We start from the raw sequence: 17,684 nt of genomic DNA, 5'->3' as shown, positions 1-17,684 counted from the left end.
GCAGGAACAGGCGGCCAGCCATCATAGCTCAAGACATCGCAACAAAAAGCCCTCCCCTGTTGCCAGAGGAGGGCTTCCTGTTCAGCGGCCGAAGCCGCTTACTTTTTGCTGATTACTGCTTGCTGAAGCGTTGAGTCAGGTTGAGGGAATTACCGCGCACCTGCACCAAGTACATGCCAGCCGGCAGTTGCTGCACCTGCAGCGTCTGGTCCTGCCCGCCCTGCACGGCTTGCGTACGCACCACCCGGCCCGTTGCATCCAGCACAGTTACCTTGTACGTGCCAGTAGGCAGTGTCGTCAGAGCCAGCGTGATGGTACGGTCCTGACTGGTGGCTGGGTTGGGGTACACCCCTACTGTCGCCACGCCAGCCGTCAGGCCTGCCGCGAAGTTGACCGTACGTACAGGGCTGTAGCTGGCCGTGCCATCTGTGTCGACCTGCTGCAAACGGTAGTACACCACACCGGCGCGCTTGGTCCCGATGTTGATATCGGTGAAGCTGTAGTTGGTCATCTGGCTGGTAGTGCCGCGGCCCTGCACCTGCCCGATCCGCTCGAAGCTGCCGCCATCAACGCTGCGCTCCACAACGAAATGGTCGTTATTCTGCTCTGAAGCCGTGCTCCAGGTCAGCAAGGCGTTGGCATTGCTGGCCGCTACCTCGAAGGCTTTCAGCTCGACGGGCAGTGGGGTAGCAGTCACGGCAACATTGCCGGAAAACTCTGATGTGTTACCTACAGACAATCCATTTACTGTATTGATAATGGTCGCTGTTGCCGTAAGGCGGGCGCCACTTGTATTAAGAGCCGTGAGTTGAGCTGGCGTCAGGCTCGATAGTGGAATAGTGAAGGCAAAACGACGGGCATTTCGCTCGCTGCCTTGATTGATTTCACCAGGGAAGCCAGAGAAGGAATACGTGCCAACATTATTATCGGTATCGTCGGTAGCATTGCCTTCAATGCGAGTTGTGAGGTAAGTCAGTCCCTCACCGTAGGCAGCAGCAGCTACATCAGCCACAAAGAACTCTACTACAGCATTGGCGGGAGCATACCCTAGCATAAGCAGGCTGTTAGCGTCTTTGAAAAGCTGAGTGATAACCGGAAAGTTGAGGATTCCATTGGCGCCGGTGTCCACATCAGTGTTATCATTCAGGTTCTGGCCGTCGCCGGTTACGCTAGCGCTACCCGTCGTCACTAGGTCAATACCCAAGTCACCGTTGGCGGAGAAGCTGTTTTGGGTGAAACGGTTGCCGGAAGTGCTGTTGGCAGCTACAATACCGTCGCCGGAGTTACCAGTGATTGTGTTGTTACCAATCAAGTTGTTGTTACCCAACGTGATGCTAATGCCAGCGTCACTAGCAGTGGCTGTACCTGCGCCATTTGAGCCAATCTGGTTTCCAGTGATAGTATTCCCGTTGCTCCCCCCAGCCAACTCAATACCAAACCCATTGTTAGCGCTGATATTGTTGTTGTTAATGGTGTTACCGGAAGCATTGGAGAGCAAAATACCTGCCCCATCATAGGCAATAGTAGTGCCGGAGGCGGCCGTAGCACGGCCTGTACGCATCACACTGTTGCTGATGGTCACACCCGTGGCGCCTCCTTCCAGCAGAACCGTAGCAATGGTGTTGTTCTGACCCGTAATATTGTTTACCACCGAGCCAATAGTGCCTGCGCCCGTGAAGACGATAGCTGCACCATCGGATTGGACGGCACCGGTAGTATTCAATGCCCTGCTTCCAACAGCTACACCAGCGTTAGTTACGTTGAGCGAAGCAATGCGTGTGTTAGCGCCCGTGATAAGCAGACCACCTCGGGTTGCCCCTACAAAGTCAAGGATGATTTCACCGGCGGTGTTGTTAGCAGTCGGTATTGTGCCTTCACCCGTTAGAATAGTCTGCAGCTTACCATCAATAGCCGTGTTGCTATCGGTAATGGTTGGCAGCGTAGCAGAGTTGAACGTGAAGGCCTTGGACGTAATGTTGTAGCCTGCAGGTGCAGTCATGGCGTCACGCAGACCTGCCGGCGCTCCGGTTAGGCGTCCATCGTTGAGCATAAAGATGGCATATTCAACGCCCGCCGCCGGATCGATGGCCGTAGTTGTTGCTGCTGCAGTGCCATTAAAGGCTGCCTGATCCAAGTTGGCATTAGTCAAGGTATTGCTGTTAACAATGAACTGCCGCAAAGACCCTTGGCCGGAGTTATTGGTGTTTACTACTGTGCTGAAGTTGAAGCCAAAGTCTACCCCCACCAAAGGGCCGGAAGCCGGAGTAGTGACAGATCCGGTGCCGGTGAGAGGAGTCAGGGTTTCGATAGTACCCGCAGCACTTACTGCCTCAACTTGCACTAACGTTTGTGCGCCTGTGTTGGCTACCTCATCTATGAGGTTAGGCTCCTCGCCACCTACCCGGTTCACATTGCCGTTCAGATACGTTTGTACGGGCAACAGACCCGCTATGCTACCGGGGCGGTTGCTTACTACCGTGGAGTTTACTACCCGTACCCGATATACAGTACTAGCCGTGAGCGTGATACCATTCAAGCCGTTCACAAAGCTGTAATTGCCAGCCGCATCAGCATTCGCGAACCCGATAAAGGATCCTGCACTAGAATACAACTCAACCCTTGCGCCGCTTACGCCTTCACCATTGCTGGCGGTCTGCGAGCGTCCGGCGCCACCGCCGTAGTTGGCATCCTCGAACACATTGCCTAGGATAGCCGTCTGATAATAGATAGGTGAAGGAGACGCCGCATCGGCGTTGGGCGTCTCCGGTAGGGCGGCGCTGTTGGTAGAGGCGTCTTGGGCCAGCAAGTCGGGCGGAGGGACCAAGGTGCTACCCTGCAGCGTATATCCAATGAAGGAAGCCACTGTGCTCGTGCCATACGCCGTGTTATTCTGTCCTGCAGTAGGTACTGCCGCAGCCGAAGGGAAAGTCACTTGAGCTGTAAAGGTTATAATGGCACCCTGCCCAGCGGCTAATTGCTGGTTACCAGTTAGCAGGCCAGCCCGGCCCGATTGTCCGTTAAAACCAGTGGCTCCCGTGTTGGCGGCTAGTGTGGCACCAGCCGTATTGGTTACTGTCAGACCCGAAATCGTGACGTTGTTAGCACCGGAAAACGTAGTAGCAGCATTAGCTGTGGTATTACCGCTCCACAGCAGGTCAGAAACCTGCACGTTTGGGTCAGTGATGGAACCGTTGTTGCGGACCTTAATGCTGAATGCAACGTTAAACTGGTTGGGTGTTCCCGACGGCGTCACGCTCACTACTTCCTTCACTACATCCACACTCTGGTCAGGCGTCACGCAACTGGCTCCATCGCTGTTTATGGCTGGGTCTACTGCCGACAGGTTAGTCGCTGAACCATCCGTAGTGCTGATAATGTAAAAGTTGGAAGAACCGGCGGTGCCTGCTGTGCCATTACGATACGCATAGAATGTACCAGCAATGTCGAAGAAGCAGGTACCCATTGCTTGGGTCTGATTGAACGTCACTGCCGTTGCGTTGGTGAGGCGAGTTACCGCTGCCGTATTCGTCGTATTGTTGACTACAAGCTTATATGCTTCGTTCAAGAAGCTCACTCCATAGAAGTTGTTATCCCGCGGGTTAAAGGCTATGTCGTAGAGAGCAAAACCAGTACCTGCTGCGGGAGCCCCCGTGAATGTTATTTGTGTAGCCGTTAGTGTCGGCGCATTCAAATCTATTCGATAGAAACGCGGTGTATCAAACCGCTGGCTCACCACATAATAGTTGCCTGCCCGATCAATAACGCCTCCCGCCCACTGGTCACCGGGTAAATTACCTACAATGCCAAGCGACTTGATGTCACCATTCTTGTCAATGACATACAGTTCCATTGGATCTGTATATTCATTGATACGATCTGCACCGGCCGTGTTAGACGCAACTTCGTTTGAAACATAGGTCAGCGCATACTGCAGGCCATCCCCCGGACGGTAACCCAGACCGTTTATGGTAGCTCCTAAGTCCTTCTTTTCGTTCGTAACATAAGCATTACCAGTTGTGCGGTCCACGTCGAAAAGGCGAGTGGAGTTGGTGATTGGTGCTGTAGTAGTAACGACTTGCCGAATCTGGTAGAACTGCCCGTCGCAGCTATAGCGTGAATTCACGGCGCCGGGATTATCAGTCCGAAATGAAATGCTACTGATAGCCAACGCGTTGCCGGTACCCGTCGTGGATCGAGGGTTGCGTAAGGCTAGAGCCAAAGCAGTTTGTGTACTGTTCGTCGTAAATGAGACGGCGTAACGCGTCCACTTATCGCCGCCATTGGCAGTAGTCTCCTTCACCACGTCAAAGGTGGTTCCCTGCTTCACGCCACCTACATAGAAATCTAGTTGTGGGTCCGTCGTGGTAGCTGATCCTACTCCTGTAGCATTCGAGGCGTAGCAAACGAATGTGTAAGTAGTATTCGGGCGAACAGCCACATTCTGCTGCCAGAAGTTTACCGTGGCTGTGGCCGCTGTATTGCCGAACATATAGAGCCAACTACGGGAGGCGGGAATGCCATTGGTTGCGTCGCCTGGAAAAGCAGATTGGTTGGTAGCTGCATCCAACTGAATAGCTACTGCGTTTGCCGTTGGTACTACATCTGTAGGAGTATAGTTTAAACCGCTGGTCCAGTTCCCCAGATCAGTGCCAGCCGGAATAGTGTACGCACCTGCCGCAGCGGTTTCTGGATGCTTACCGAACGTGTTGTTCTGCAACAGCTGTGGCCCTTTGCCGGCTATCTGCGCCCGGGCTACAATAGGGGTTCCAAGCGTAGCCCAACTAATCAGCAACGCTAGTAATGGTAAGCGTGTTTTCATGGTAAGAAGTATGGTATTGAAGAAATTTGCAAGAGTGTGAATGAGCAAAGCCCAACGTTTGCATACTATAGCTTGGCAGTGCCATAAAGCTAATTGGCACTGAGTCGTTGTGCAGTTGTTTTTCGCTGAATCTGGCATTACTCTCGGTGAATATCCCAACTTCACCGCGAAACATGGTCCTCTAATATTTCTATTAAATTCGACAGCCAAAACGCTGCAAAACTACCCATAAACTATACATTTTCTTAGCGTTAGCTGGATTGAATGTTATTATATTTTGAAAAATATTATTCTGCGCTATTAGAAAGAGTTTTTTTAGCTCAGCAGCAAAAAGTACTATGGGACTATGGTAGTACGAAGAAATACTATTAACAAAATTCATTATTTATAAAATGCAATTAATTACCTATTATAAATCAATTATATCCGGTAATGTATGGTAAACCACCCTCCTTGTTCCAGAGTGAGTCGAACGGACTACGTGGCTGCAAACAGCTTAATGGGAAAGGAGTCCCCTCACCTGACAGTCGTTTATTTAGTCAATCGGCCTGTGCGCTGCCATTACCACTGCAGCAAAAAGCAAGGCCTACCTGCGTAGACCTTGCCTTTAGCAAAAACCTTCCTGGAGTCTGAGAGGCAGTCTAGTAGCTGCTCACCCGGGAGCTCCGGCTCACCAGTTCCTGCACCTCATCATTAAAGCCAGCCTGTTGGTTTAACTCCTCCAGCGGCAGGTGCAGGCGGTATTTCCAGAAATGCGTGGGGTTGGCCGGCACGTTGATCTGCTCGTCGTCGGGGTTGGCGCGGCGCAGGTCGGGGCTCATGGCCAACAGGTCCTGCAGCGGGAAGATGGCCCACATGGCCGGCGAGTGCAGATGCTGCACCGTTATTTCGCGGGCCACCCACGGCTCGCAGTGGTAGGGCGCCTGCTCGCCCCAATGGCCCAGGATGGTTTCAAAGAAGCGCTGGGTTTTCACGTGGTCCTCTTCCCACCAGCCGCGCACCGTGCTCATATCGTGCGAGCCGGGGCTGACCACCGACAGGTAAGGCGCGGCGTCGGGGTGGCCGAACTCCACTTTGGGGTCGGAGGGCATGCGCTGGATGTTGAGGCCCAGCATGCCCAGGGCGCGCATCACGCCGGGCACGGAAGCCGGCACCATGCCCAGGTCTTCGCCGCAGATGAGCATGTTGGTGGCGTAGCGTACCGGCGGCAATTTGCGCAGGCCCTGCTCGCGCCAGAACTCCTCGTGGCGCTGGAAGAAGAAGTCGTTGTAAATCTCCCGCATGCGGTGCTGATCTTCGCCGTTCAGCTCCTTGAACGACAGCGACTTGCCCACCGTGATGCGCGGGTGGTAGAAGTCGGCGCGCAGGTCGTCGGGCACAAACAGCACTTCGTTGGCGAGGCTGTAGAGGCCGGACCGCAGCCACTGGTAATGCTCGGTGTTGGCGGGGTCGGCGGCTATTTTTTCGGCAAACACGCTTTCCATCTGACGCTGGGTGCGCACGTGCTCTTTCAGTTGGATGGCGCCGTAGCCGGCATCTTCCATAAACTCGTCGAACACGGCTTGCGCCTGCCCGTGGAAGATGTGCTGCAGCATATGCCAGCGGATGTAGGGCTCGCAGAGGCGGCCGTAGTCGAACCAGCCCAGGCGCTGCTCAATTTCGTGCTGGTGCAAGGGCAGCGCGGGCGAGAAGTGCCCAAGCAGGCCTTCCACCGAATGGCCGGGAATCTCCCAGATGCGGAAGAAGCCCAAGATATGGTCGATGCGGAGGGCGTCGAAGTAGCGGGCCAGGGTGCCCATGCGCTGCTTCCACCAGGCGTAGCCGTCCTCGGCCATCCGCTCCCAGTTATAAGTGGGGAAGCGCCAGTTCTGGCCGGTGGTGGAGAAGTCGTCGGGTGGGGCGCCGGCCTGCTGGTGCATGTGGTACAGCTCGGGCTGGGTCCAGGCGTCCACAGAGTGGCGGTAGATGCCGATGGGCAGGTCGCCTTTGAGCACCACGCCGCGGTGGCGGGCGTAGTCCACGGCTTCGCGCAACTGCTTGTCCAGGTGGAACTGGATGAAGAAGTGCAGGCCTACCTCGTCAAAGTTGGCGGCATCGGCGCGCACCAGCTCGGCTACTTTGGCCGGCGTGCGGTACTCTTCGGGCCACTGCTGGAAGTCGGCGGTGCCGTACTGGTCGCGCAGGGCGCAAAAGGCGGCGTAGGGCTCCAGCCACGACTTCTGCTCCTCGCGGAAAGCGTGGAACGCCGGATCGGCCAGGAAAGCAGCTTTCTCCTGCTGATAGAGCAGGCGCGCAAACTTCCACTTGGCTTTCATCACCGGCTCGTAGTCCACGAAGTCCTTGGCGTTCAGCTCCTGGCGCAGCTGCTCCAGCTCCTGCTGCGCGGCAGCATCCTGGAGGGGCGCAATAGCATCGAGGCTGAGGTACTGCGGATGCAGGGCAAACACCGAAATGGCCGCGTACGGGTACGAATCCACCCAGGTATGGGTGGCCACTGTGTCGTTGATTGGCAGAATCTGCACCAGCTTGAGGCCGGTTTGCACCGCCCAGTCGGTGAGCAGCTTCAGGTCAGGGAATTCGCCCACCCCCAGGCCCTGCTGGCTACGCATGGCAAATACGGGCAGCGCCACGCCGGCCCCGCGCCATGCTGTCGGGTAGCGGAAGTTCTCATCGGCCCGGACGCGCAGCGTGCGGCGGTCCTGGGCTGGCGGAATGATCCGGTCTTCGCCGGTTTCCAGCAGCACAATCTGCTTGGTGGCGGGGTCCCAGATACCATACTTATACTGAGTAGGCTTGTCGGGCTGCTCCAGCGCTACCTCGGCGGTCCAGGTCGGGTAGTCGGCGTCGGAGAGGACAACGGCTTTGCGGGCATCCCAGGCGCCGAGGGCAGCATCGGAGCCCAGCACGCACACCTGGTGGCCCGACTCTACGCGGGGCGCGGCCAACTGGAAGCGCACCACCGAGTCGGCCACGCGGGCGGCTTTGGCGGGCTTGGCCGGGCCGGTAGCCGGGCGGCGCAGCAGTGCCTGCGTGAAAGCGGCCGTGAACAGCTCGTTTTCAGGCTGGGCAGCCGGGCGCCAGTAGTCTTCCAGCACGAGGCGCGAAAACTGGCGGCCGTCGTAGTGCACTTGGCGGTTGGGGCCCCACTCCCAGTGCTTGCCGCCGTCCTGGTCGTCGAGCAGAATGTATTTGTAATCGACGGTGCCGGGGGCATCGTCGGGCAGGCTGATTTCCTGGCTCCAGCGGCCGAGTTCGGGATTATACTGCAGCTGCAGGGCGTGGTCGAGGTTCCAGTTGCCCAGGCTGGGCTCGGAACCGCACACGACCAGTCGCTGGCCCCACGCGGTGCGGAAGGGCAGGGAGAAACGAAGAATCATGGGGCATCTAGGATGAAGCACGAAAGATACGGGGTCAGGAGGGGAATGCGAACATCCGGCCCGCAACTGATGCCCGCATTCCGGCCGCCGGGCAATTGGTTTTCCGGCAATCAACCAGCTAATTTCCAACCTCAGAGCCTTTTTACCCGTTGGGTTACACTACACCCTAATTCTGTACGGTTATCAACTCGCTACCTACTTACGCCCGCCGCGCCCTCTATGCCCTCCTCGGCCTTGTAGCATTTGTGCTGCTCCTACTTATAGGAGTGGTGGTGGCGCTGCAATTCCCTTCAGTGCAGGACTATGCGGCCAGCAAAGCTGCCGGTTACCTGCAAGGCAAAATCGGCACGGAGGTGCGTATTGACAAGTTCCGCACCGATTTCAAGCACGCGCTTAGCCTGGAGGGCGTCTACATCGAAGACCAGAAAGGCGACACGCTGCTGTCGGTAGGCCGCCTGGGCGTCGATCTGGATTTGTGGGCTCTCACCAAATCAGAAATCAACCTCAAGGAGCTGGAGCTCAACGACGGCCGCTTGGCCATCAGCCGCACGCTGCCCGACAGCGTGAGCAACTACGACTTCATCGTAAATGCCTTCGCGACGGCCGACACGGCGACTACTGCGCCGGCCGATACCACCGCGGGCTTCAAGTACAACATCGGCGACCTGCGCCTGACTAATATCCGCCTCACCTACGACGACCAGGTGGAAGGCATGGCGGTGCGCACGAAAGTGGGCGAGCTGGCCGTGACCATGGACGCCGTGGACGTAGACCAGTCGATTTATAAGGTGGACGAAGCCACGCTGCGCAACACGGCCATCAGCATCGCCCAGACCAAAACCGCCCCGCCCGATACGGCCGTGGCTGAGCCGCTAGCCCTCACGTTCGGGCTGAACAAGGCCCTGCTCAGCAACGTCAGCCTGACGTATAAAAACGAACCGTCGGCGCAGTTTATCAGCACCCGCGTGGGCGAGGCCGAAATTACGGCCGACAACATCGACCTGATCAACTCCCGGGTGGCGCTGAACACGGTGAAGCTGCGCAACACCAGCATTGCCTACGCCCAGAACGAAAACGTGCCGGTGGAAAAGCGCCTCGTGAACCCCGCCGAGGTGGTGCGCGACCTGAACGACGCCGTGGAAGGCGCCACCGGCCAGCCCAGCAACTGGGTGGTGACGCTCAACCGCTCCGACATCTGGGGCGTGGATGTGGCCTTCGACAACTTCGACGAGCCCAAGCAGCGCACCCGCCTGCCGGCCATGGACTACAACCACCTCAAGTTCACGGATCTGGTGCTGAACGTGGAGAACCTGCGCTACTCCGAGAACAGCACCACCGGCCGCATCAACCAGCTGGCCGGCCGCGAGCAAAGCGGCTTCCGCATCGACTCGGCCACCGCCGACGTAGTGTTCGACTCGGTGCAGACCCGCCTCACCAACCTCGACCTGATTACGCCGCATACCCGCATCCGCCAGACGCTGGGCATGCGCTACAAGAGCCTCGACGCGCTGGCCGACACCCGCCAGCTGCCCAACCTGGGCATCGAAGGCGACCTGCGCAACGTGCGCCTCGGCTTCCGCGACATCCTGTACCTGGCCCCCGACCTGGCCGGCACGCCGCCGTTCACCACCGGCCCCAACCAGTCGGTGCTGCTGAGCGGGCGCGTGAGTGGCCGCGTGGGCGATATGCGGATTCAGGGGCTGGAGTTCGTGGGCTTCCGCAACACCATCGTGAAAGCCAGCGGCCGCATCCAGGGCTTGCCCGAAACCGACCGCCGCCTCTACACCGATTTGCGCATTCAGCAGTTCAGCACCTCGGAGGCTGACATTCGGATGCTGGCCCCGAAAGGCACGATTCCGCCCGGCTACAACATTCCGCCGCGCCTGACGGTGGCCGGCACGTTCCGCGGCCGCCCGTCGGCGCTGCTGTTCGATGCCGATTTGCGCGCCACCACCACCTACGGCAACGTAGCGGCCAAGATTAACCTTGGCGCCGGCCCCAAAGGCCAGGAGCCGATTACGGCCGTGTTCAGCACCCAGAACCTGAACGTGGGCCGCATCCTCAACGACCCCACCATCGGCACCGTCACGGCCAGCGGCCGCCTGAAAGGGCGCGGCGGCCTCGACCCCAACCTGCTGCGCGGCCAGCTCACGGCCAACGTGCAGCGCGCCACCTACAACGGCTACACCTACCGCGGCATCACGGCCAACGTGGGCATCGACCGCAACCGCTACGTCATCGACGCCAAGAGCCGTCAGGACCCCAACCTGAACCTGGATCTGCTGGCCACCGTGGACTTGCGCAACGCCAGCAACCCCAGCTACTCGGTGGAGCGCCTGAACCTGCGCGGTGCCAACCTCACGGCCCTGGGCTTCTACACCGGCGGCGACCTGCGCGTGCAGGGCGACCTCACGGCCAACCTCAGCGGCTCCGACGCCAACAGCATCAACGGTACGTTCTCGGGCCGCAACATCATCATCGTGCGCGACAACCAGACCATTCCGCTGGACTCGGTGAGTGGCCGCATTGTGCAGCGCACGGGCCGCACCGAAGTGGTGTTCAACTCCAACGTGGCCGACTTCAACCTGCAAGGCAACACCCGCCTCGGCGACCTGGCTACGGTGCTGCAGGAGCACATCGACCGGTATTTTGATTTGCCCGGCGTGCGCTACCGGCCCTCGGCGGCCTACCGGCAGTTCACGTTCGAGGCCAACGTGAAGAACACGCGTCTGGTGCAGAAACTGGTGCCCGACCTCAAGCAGCTCACGCCCTTCAAGCTCACGGGCGGCTTCGACAGCCGCGCCGCCAACCTCACGCTCAACACCCGCATTCCGCGCATCGTGTACATGGGCTACGCGCTGGACTCGCTGAAATTCAACGTCAACTCCGACGCGCAGAAGCTGGACTACGCGCTGGGCTTGCGCCAGATCAGCCAGGACACCACCCTGCGCATCCCCAACCCGACCCTGGCCGGCAGCGTGCAGAACAACCAGATTGGTACCCGCCTGCGCATTGCCGAGTCGGACAGTGCCGAGCGCCTGAACATGGCCGGCGTGCTGCGTGTGCTAGGTGGCGGTGACTCGTATGTGTTCAGCTTCGATCCCCAGTTGATGCTGGACCGCGCGGCCTGGAACGTGACGCCCGGCAACGAGCTGCGCTACACGCCGGCTACCGGCGCTATTTTCGCCAACAACCTGGAGTTCAGCCGCAACAGCCGCAGCCTGAAGCTTCAGACCCTGCCCGGCGCGCAATACCCGCTGCAGCTGAACATGCAGAACCTGGAGTTGAACGCCCTGGGCCACGCCGCCGGCCTACAGGACTCACTGATAGCCGGCACGCTCAACGGCCAGGCGCTGGCTTTGAGCCTGGGCCAGCCCAAGCAGGCTTTCACGGCCGACGCCACGCTTAGCAACCTCGTCTACAACAAATCGGTGATAGGCGACGTGACCCTGAAGGCCACCAACCCCACGCCCAACCGCTACAACGTCGATGCCCGCCTTACCAACGCGCAGGGGGCCGATGTGCGCGCTGTAGGCTACTACCTGGCCACCCCGCCCGACCCGATCCGCTTCGACGTGACTGTGAACCGGTTTGACTTCAAAATGGCCGAGCCGTTTTCGGCCGGGCAGCTGCGCGAAGGCGTGGGCGGCGTGACGGGCAACATTGTAGTGACGGGCACGGCCGCCCAGCCCGTTATCAACGGTGCCCTCACTACCACCGCCGACGCCGGCCTGACGCTTACCCAGCTGGGCTCCGACTTCCGCATGCCCAACCAGACGGTGACGTTCAACCCGCAGAACATTGCCTTCAACAACTTCACGGTGCTGGACTCGCTCGGCAACAAGGCCGTGGTGGATGGCCGCATCATCGTGCCCAACTACGCCGACGTCACCTCCTACCGCTTCAACCTGAACGCCACCACCGACGACTTCCTGGCCGTCAACAGCCGCCCGACCGACAACGAGCTGTTCTACGGCAAGCTGGTGCTCGACTCGGACACCCGCATCAGCGGCAACCTGAACCTGCCGGTGCTCAACACCAATGTGCTGGTGGAAGAAGGCTCCGACCTGACCATTGTGGTGCCCAACGACGAGGCCGGCTTGGTCGCTACCGACGGCATTGTGGAGTGGATCGACAAGAGCGCGCCCGTGGATACCATGCTGGCCCGGCAGCTGGCCCTGGACACGGCCCGCACCGCCGCCGGCTACGACATTACCGCCCGCATCACCGTCCGCGACAACACGCCCTTCACGCTCGTCATCGACCCAATTTCCGGCGACAACCTGAAGGTGCGGGCCGAGGGCACGCTCAACACCGCCATCGACCCGGCCGGCACCATCAGCCTCACCGGCCGCCTCGACGTGACCGACGGGGCCTACAATATGTCGCTCTACGACCTGGCTTCGCGCGAATTCAAGATCGGCTCCGACAGCTACATCGTCTGGAGCGGCGACCCCTACAACGCCCAGCTCAATATTGCGGCCATCTACAACGTGAAAGCTGCACCGGCCGAGCTGCTGTCGGCCCAGGGCGTGGCCGACGAAACGCTGAGCGCCGTGGGCCGCAACCAGCTGCCGTTTCAGGTGTACCTCAACGTCACGGGCGAGCTGCTCAAGCCCACCATCGGGTTCGATATTCGCTTGCCCGAGGAGTCCCGCTCGGAGCTGCGCGGCCCCATTGAGGCGCGCCTGTCGCAGTTGCGCCAGCCCAGCGAGGAGTCGGAGCTGAACAAGCAGGTATTCTCGCTGCTGGTACTCAACCGCTTCCTGGCCGATGATCCGTTCAAGAGCAGCAGCGGCAACCTTGTGGCCGACCAGCTGCGCGGCTCCGCCAGCCAGGTGCTCACCCAGCAGCTCAACAACCTCACCGGCTCCTACCTGTCCAACCTGGGCGTGGAGCTGGGCGTGAACTCCTACGCCGACTACAGCAGCGGCACCGAGAAAACCCGCACCGACCTCAACGTGGCCGTGCGCCGCCAGCTGCTCAACAACCGCCTCACCGTCCGCCTCGGCACCGACGTGCCCCTGGGTGGCGGCAACCAGGCCAGCAACGGCCAGAATCAGGCCGGCATCAGCTCGTTCGCCGGCGACGTGAGCATCGAGTACAACGTGCTGGCCAACGGCCGGATTCGCCTGCGCGCTTTCCGCAACAACGCCTACGGCGACATCGACGGCCAGTTTGTACGCACCGGCGCCTCGCTGATCTTCCAGCGCGACTACCGCGACTTGGCCGACCTGTTCCGGGGCATTGACAAGGAAGTGAAAGAAGAAGTGAAGCAGAACCGCCGCCGCCAACGCGAGGAAAAGAAAACCGCTCTGGACTCCGCGCAGGCCGTCACCTCGGAGCCGCGCCGCGACACCACCCGCAGCGTGCAGCGCCCTGCTACCTCCGGCCGCTAATTCCGGAGCCAGCTGGCGAGCGTCTCACTCGGCTCACACTATAAACCGCCAGTTGCCCTGCCCAACCCTGCGTGGCGAAAGATCAACTCTGAAAACGAACACCACTAGATTTCCAGCATGAAGCCTTCTTCCTCTCGTAGCAATGCTGCTCCGGTAGCCTCTCCGGCCCCACCTGCCGGGGCTTCCCGGCTGTGGCGGTCCTGGGCAGCGCTGACGGCCCTGCTTCTGGGGGCGGGCTGCTCTGGCACCAAATTCATCCCCGAAGGCAGTTACCTCTACACCGGCAGTAGCGTGAAGGTGCAGTCGGCGGAGCCCATCCCCAACGAGGCCGCCCTCACCACCGAGCTTACCTCCGTTATTGCCCCCAAGCCCAACGCCGCCATTCCACTGCTCGGCGCCCGCCCCAAGCTGTATTTCTGGCATATGGGCGAAGGCAAAACCAAAGGCTTGGGCAAGTGGCTGGCTGATAAATACGGCGAAAAACCGGTGCTGCTGAGCGAGGTGGACACCCAGAAGGTGAAAAGCCTGATGGCCAACCGCCTCAACAACAACGGCTACTTCAAGCCCGTGGTGCACAGTAAGGTGCAGAAGAAGGACCGCACGGCCACCGTCGACTACCTGGCGCAGGTGGGCAAGCCCTACCTCATCAAGCAGATTCAGTACCCGGAGCGCGACACCCTGCTCGACCGCGCCATCCGCGCCACCCAGGCCGGCTCGCTGTTGAAAGTCGGCGACCCGTACAACCTGCAAACCCTCATCAACGAGCGGATCCGGATCGACGGCGAGCTGAAAAACCAGGGCTACTACTACTTCACCCCCGACTACCTGCTGTTTCAGGTCGACAGTACCCTCGACAACCAGGCCAATATTTATGTGAAGGTGAAGGGCACGATTCCGAAGCGTGCGGCCCAGCCCTACGTGCTCAACCGCGTGAGCTTGAACACCGATTATTCGCTTTCCGACACAGCTTCGCAGGGACGCCAGCCTATCATGTATGAGGGCTACCGTTACTTCCCTGATGAGAAGGTGTTCAAGGCGAAGGCCATCACCAACGCCACCTTCCTCTACCCCGACAGCCTCTACCGCCGCCGCCGCGCCGACCAGACCCTGAGCCGCCTCATGAGCCTGGGCACGTTTAAGTTCGTGGACATCCGCTTCCGTCCCGCCCGCAACCAGCCCGACTCGGCCGAATACGGCCACCTCAACGCCTTCGTGCGCATGACGCAGGTTCCCAAGAAAAGCCTGCGCGGCGAAGTGGCCTTGGTCAGCAAGTCTAACGGCTTCGTTGGCCCCGGCTTCCGGGTGCAGTTCCGCAACCGCTCAGCCCTGCGCGGCGCCGAGCAGCTGTTGGTCAACGTCACCGGCGCCTTCGAAAACCAGACCCGCACCGGCACCAACGCCATAGGCCTCACTTCCTATGAGCTGGGGGTGGATGCGCAGCTTATCGTGCCGCGGCTCATTACCCCGCCCTTCGATATTCGTCTGCGCAACTCCGACTTCCAGCCCCGCACCACTTTCGGCGCCGGCTACAAGTATGTGCAGCGCCTGGAGGCTTTCAAGCAGGACGCATTCAGCCTCAACTACGGCTACACCTGGAAAACCAACATCACAAACGAGCATGAACTGCGCCCGATCGACCTACAGTACTTGCGCTTAGGGGGCGTTTCTGATACCTTCCAGGCGCGGCTCGATAAGAATGCCTTCCTGGCCAACAGCTTCCGCCAGCAGTTCATCTTGGGCAGCAGCTACCGCTACACCTACAACCAGCAGGCCCTGGAGCAGCGCCGCAACCAGATTTATTTCAGCGGGGGCATCGAGGTTTCCGGCAATGCCGCCTACCTGCTCAGCAACCTCACCGGCCAGACCAAGGAAACCAACCCCGACGGCACCAAAGCCTACACGCTCATCGGCCAGCAGTTTTCACAGTACTCCAAGATTGATCTGGAAGTGCGTAACTACTTCCGCATTTCCTCCAACCCCACTAGCGGCAACAAGATTGCCACCCGCGTGCTCATTGGCGCCGGCCTGCCCTACCTGAATTCCCGCGTGCTGCCCTACCTCAAGCAATATGGCATCGGCGGCCCCAACAGCGTCCGTGCCTACGCCGCCCGCGGCATCGGCCCCGGCACCTACAGAGCTAATACCGACCGTTCCACTAGCTTCTATGACCAAGTCGGCGACTTACGCTTCGAGGCCAACGCCGAATATCGACAAGATCTGTTTCCCTATGTGAAGGGTGCACTGTTCGTGGATGCCGGCAATATCTGGCTACTCAATGAAGATGTAGACCGTCCCGGGGGCCAATTTGAGCCCAGTAAATTCCTCAACCAGCTAGCCATCGGCGCCGGCGCCGGCATCCGCATCGACGTGCAGTTCTTCGTCATCCGCTTCGATGCCGCCGTCCCCGTCCGCGCCCCTTACGGCACTCCAGACGACAAAGCACCACGCCTGAACATCGCCATTGGCTATCCTTTCTAGCCTCACAGTCTGTCAACAAAAAAGGCCGTGCGCACGCACGGCCTTTTTTGTTGGTGGTAAACCACCAGATCACCTACTCAGGCAGAACATTTTAACGGGGCCTCACGACATTTACTGCTGGCCCCTTTGTGCCTAACAGTTTTCAAGTGGCTGCCACCTTCAGCTTCATTCATGCGGATATCTTATAAGCTCTATTGTACATCAGTTGCAATTCACCTGTCTCCCGCTTTCCTAGAGCATATTGCGCCTCTACATTCTGTATGGCAACTCGAGTACTGGGCTAAGCGTCGACGAGAGGACGGGGGAAGCCTAGGATAAGAATAAAACAGTACAGCAGCTTATGATTCGCTCTACATGTGATACAGGAGCAGTAGCTCATACTAACATACGTCCCAGTCGCAGCCTTTTGCATCTAGCTTGCCTGCTGCCTGACTTCAATCTGCTGTCATGGAAACAGATTTTTACTCTTCCTGGTCTGATCAATTCAGGTAAGCAGGACGTAGACTTAGCATGTTGCCAAGGGCAACAACGCTTATAACGCCGTTGCCCCCGCGCCAGGCCCCGGGAGGGGGCGGCACGGGGGCAACGGGCAATGCAGTAAGGTTGGCGGCGACCGACTCTCCCACCGATGAAGGCAGTACCATAGGCGCTCCGGGGCTTAACGACTCTGTTCGGAATGGGAAGAGGTGAACACCCGGGCTAAAGCCACCATTACTGGGGCGGCAGCTCTGTGTTCAAGGCGAGCTGCCAACAAAACCGTTGACGTAAGGACAAAAGAGAAAACTAAAGAAGCAAATTCCGAGCATTGTCAAGCAAAGCGTTCGAGTCCTTAGTACGGCTCGGCTGTGGCATTTCGGCCTCTACACCTACCGCCTATCTACGTCGTGGTCTACGACGACTCTTCCTATATAGGAGATCTCATCTTCAGGTGAGTTTCGCACTTAGATGCTTTCAGCGCTTATCTCATCCCAGCGTCGCTACCCGGCGCTGCAACTGGCGTCACAACCGGTGCACGAGCGGCTGGTCCAACTCGGTCCTCTCGTACTAAAGTCAGGTCCTGTCAAATCTCCAACGCCCACCACAGATAGGGACCGAACTGTCTCACGACGTTCTGAACCCAGCTCGCGTGCCACTTTAATCGGCGAACAGCCGAACCCTTGGGACCTTCTCCAGCCCCAGGACGTGACGAGCCGACATCGAGGTGCCAAACCTCCCCGTCGATATGAGCTCTTGGGGGAGATCAGCCTGTTATCCCCGGCGTACCTTTTATCCTTTGAGCGATGGCCCTTCCATGCGGAACCACCGGATCACTATATCCGTCTTTCGACCCTGCTCGGCTTGTAGGCCTCACAGTCAAGCCCGCTTCTGCTATTGCGCTCTACATCCGGTTACCAAGCGGATTGAGCGGACCTTTGAAAGCCTCCGATACTCTTTTGGAGGCGACCACCCCAGTCAAACTACCCAGCAGACACTGTCTCCGTTGCCAGATTAGGCACCAAGCAACACAAGGGTGGTATTTCAACGGCGACTCCCCAAAACCTAGCGGCCCTGGCTCAACGTCTCCCACCTATGCTACACATGTGTTACCCAGCGTCAATGTCAACCTATAGT

At 59.1% G+C, this 17,684-nt stretch carries 4 protein-coding genes and 2 rRNA genes (1 of these 6 only partly in view); 2 read left to right on the top strand and 4 right to left on the bottom strand.

The window, feature by feature from the left end:
* Nucleotides 1-112: 112 nt before the first annotated feature.
* Nucleotides 113-4,867: a beta strand repeat-containing protein gene (locus tag N008_RS21515; RefSeq protein ID WP_197062976.1), complete on the bottom strand. Its 4,755-nt coding sequence runs from the start codon at nucleotides 4,865-4,867 to the stop codon at nucleotides 113-115.
* 593 nt (nucleotides 4,868-5,460) lie between these two features.
* The gene (locus N008_RS09095; protein ID WP_044015448.1) at nucleotides 5,461-8,196 is read right to left on the bottom strand and encodes a 4-alpha-glucanotransferase; all 2,736 of its coding nucleotides are present in this window, start codon (nucleotides 8,194-8,196) and stop codon (nucleotides 5,461-5,463) included.
* Between the two features lie 245 nt (nucleotides 8,197-8,441).
* Here N008_RS09095 and N008_RS09090 point away from each other — a divergent pair, with 245 nt between their 5' ends.
* Both N008_RS09090 and N008_RS09085 read left to right on the top strand, forming a co-directional pair.
* Entirely contained in the window at nucleotides 8,442-13,595 is a 5,154-nt protein-coding gene (locus tag N008_RS09090; protein WP_156109147.1) for a translocation/assembly module TamB, read from the top strand.
* Nucleotides 13,596-13,712: 117 nt separating this feature from the next.
* Nucleotides 13,713-16,073, top strand: a complete 2,361-nt coding sequence (locus N008_RS09085; protein WP_081910694.1) for a BamA/TamA family outer membrane protein — start codon at nucleotides 13,713-13,715, stop codon at nucleotides 16,071-16,073.
* 601 nt (nucleotides 16,074-16,674) lie between these two features.
* On the opposite strand, the gene rrf is transcribed toward N008_RS09085, so the two are convergent.
* Nucleotides 16,675-16,786: ribosomal RNA gene (rrf, locus tag N008_RS09080) — 5S ribosomal RNA — on the bottom strand.
* Between the two features lie 96 nt (nucleotides 16,787-16,882).
* A 23S ribosomal RNA gene (locus N008_RS09075) occupies nucleotides 16,883-17,684 on the bottom strand; it runs 2,114 nt beyond the window's last position.

Source organism: Hymenobacter sp. APR13, from assembly GCF_000737515.1.
Taxonomy (GTDB): domain Bacteria; phylum Bacteroidota; class Bacteroidia; order Cytophagales; family Hymenobacteraceae; genus Hymenobacter.
This window is presented reverse-complemented; position numbering and strand designations above follow the sequence as displayed.

Excerpts from the sequence above, each read along its gene's own strand:
- N008_RS09085 (WP_081910694.1), top strand. The coding sequence starts at position 13,713 with ATGAAGCCTTCTTCCTCTCGTAGCAATGCTGCTCCGGTAGCCTCTCCG.
- N008_RS09095 (WP_044015448.1), bottom strand. The coding sequence starts at position 8,196 with ATGATTCTTCGTTTCTCCCTGCCCTTCCGCACCGCGTGGGGCCAGCGA.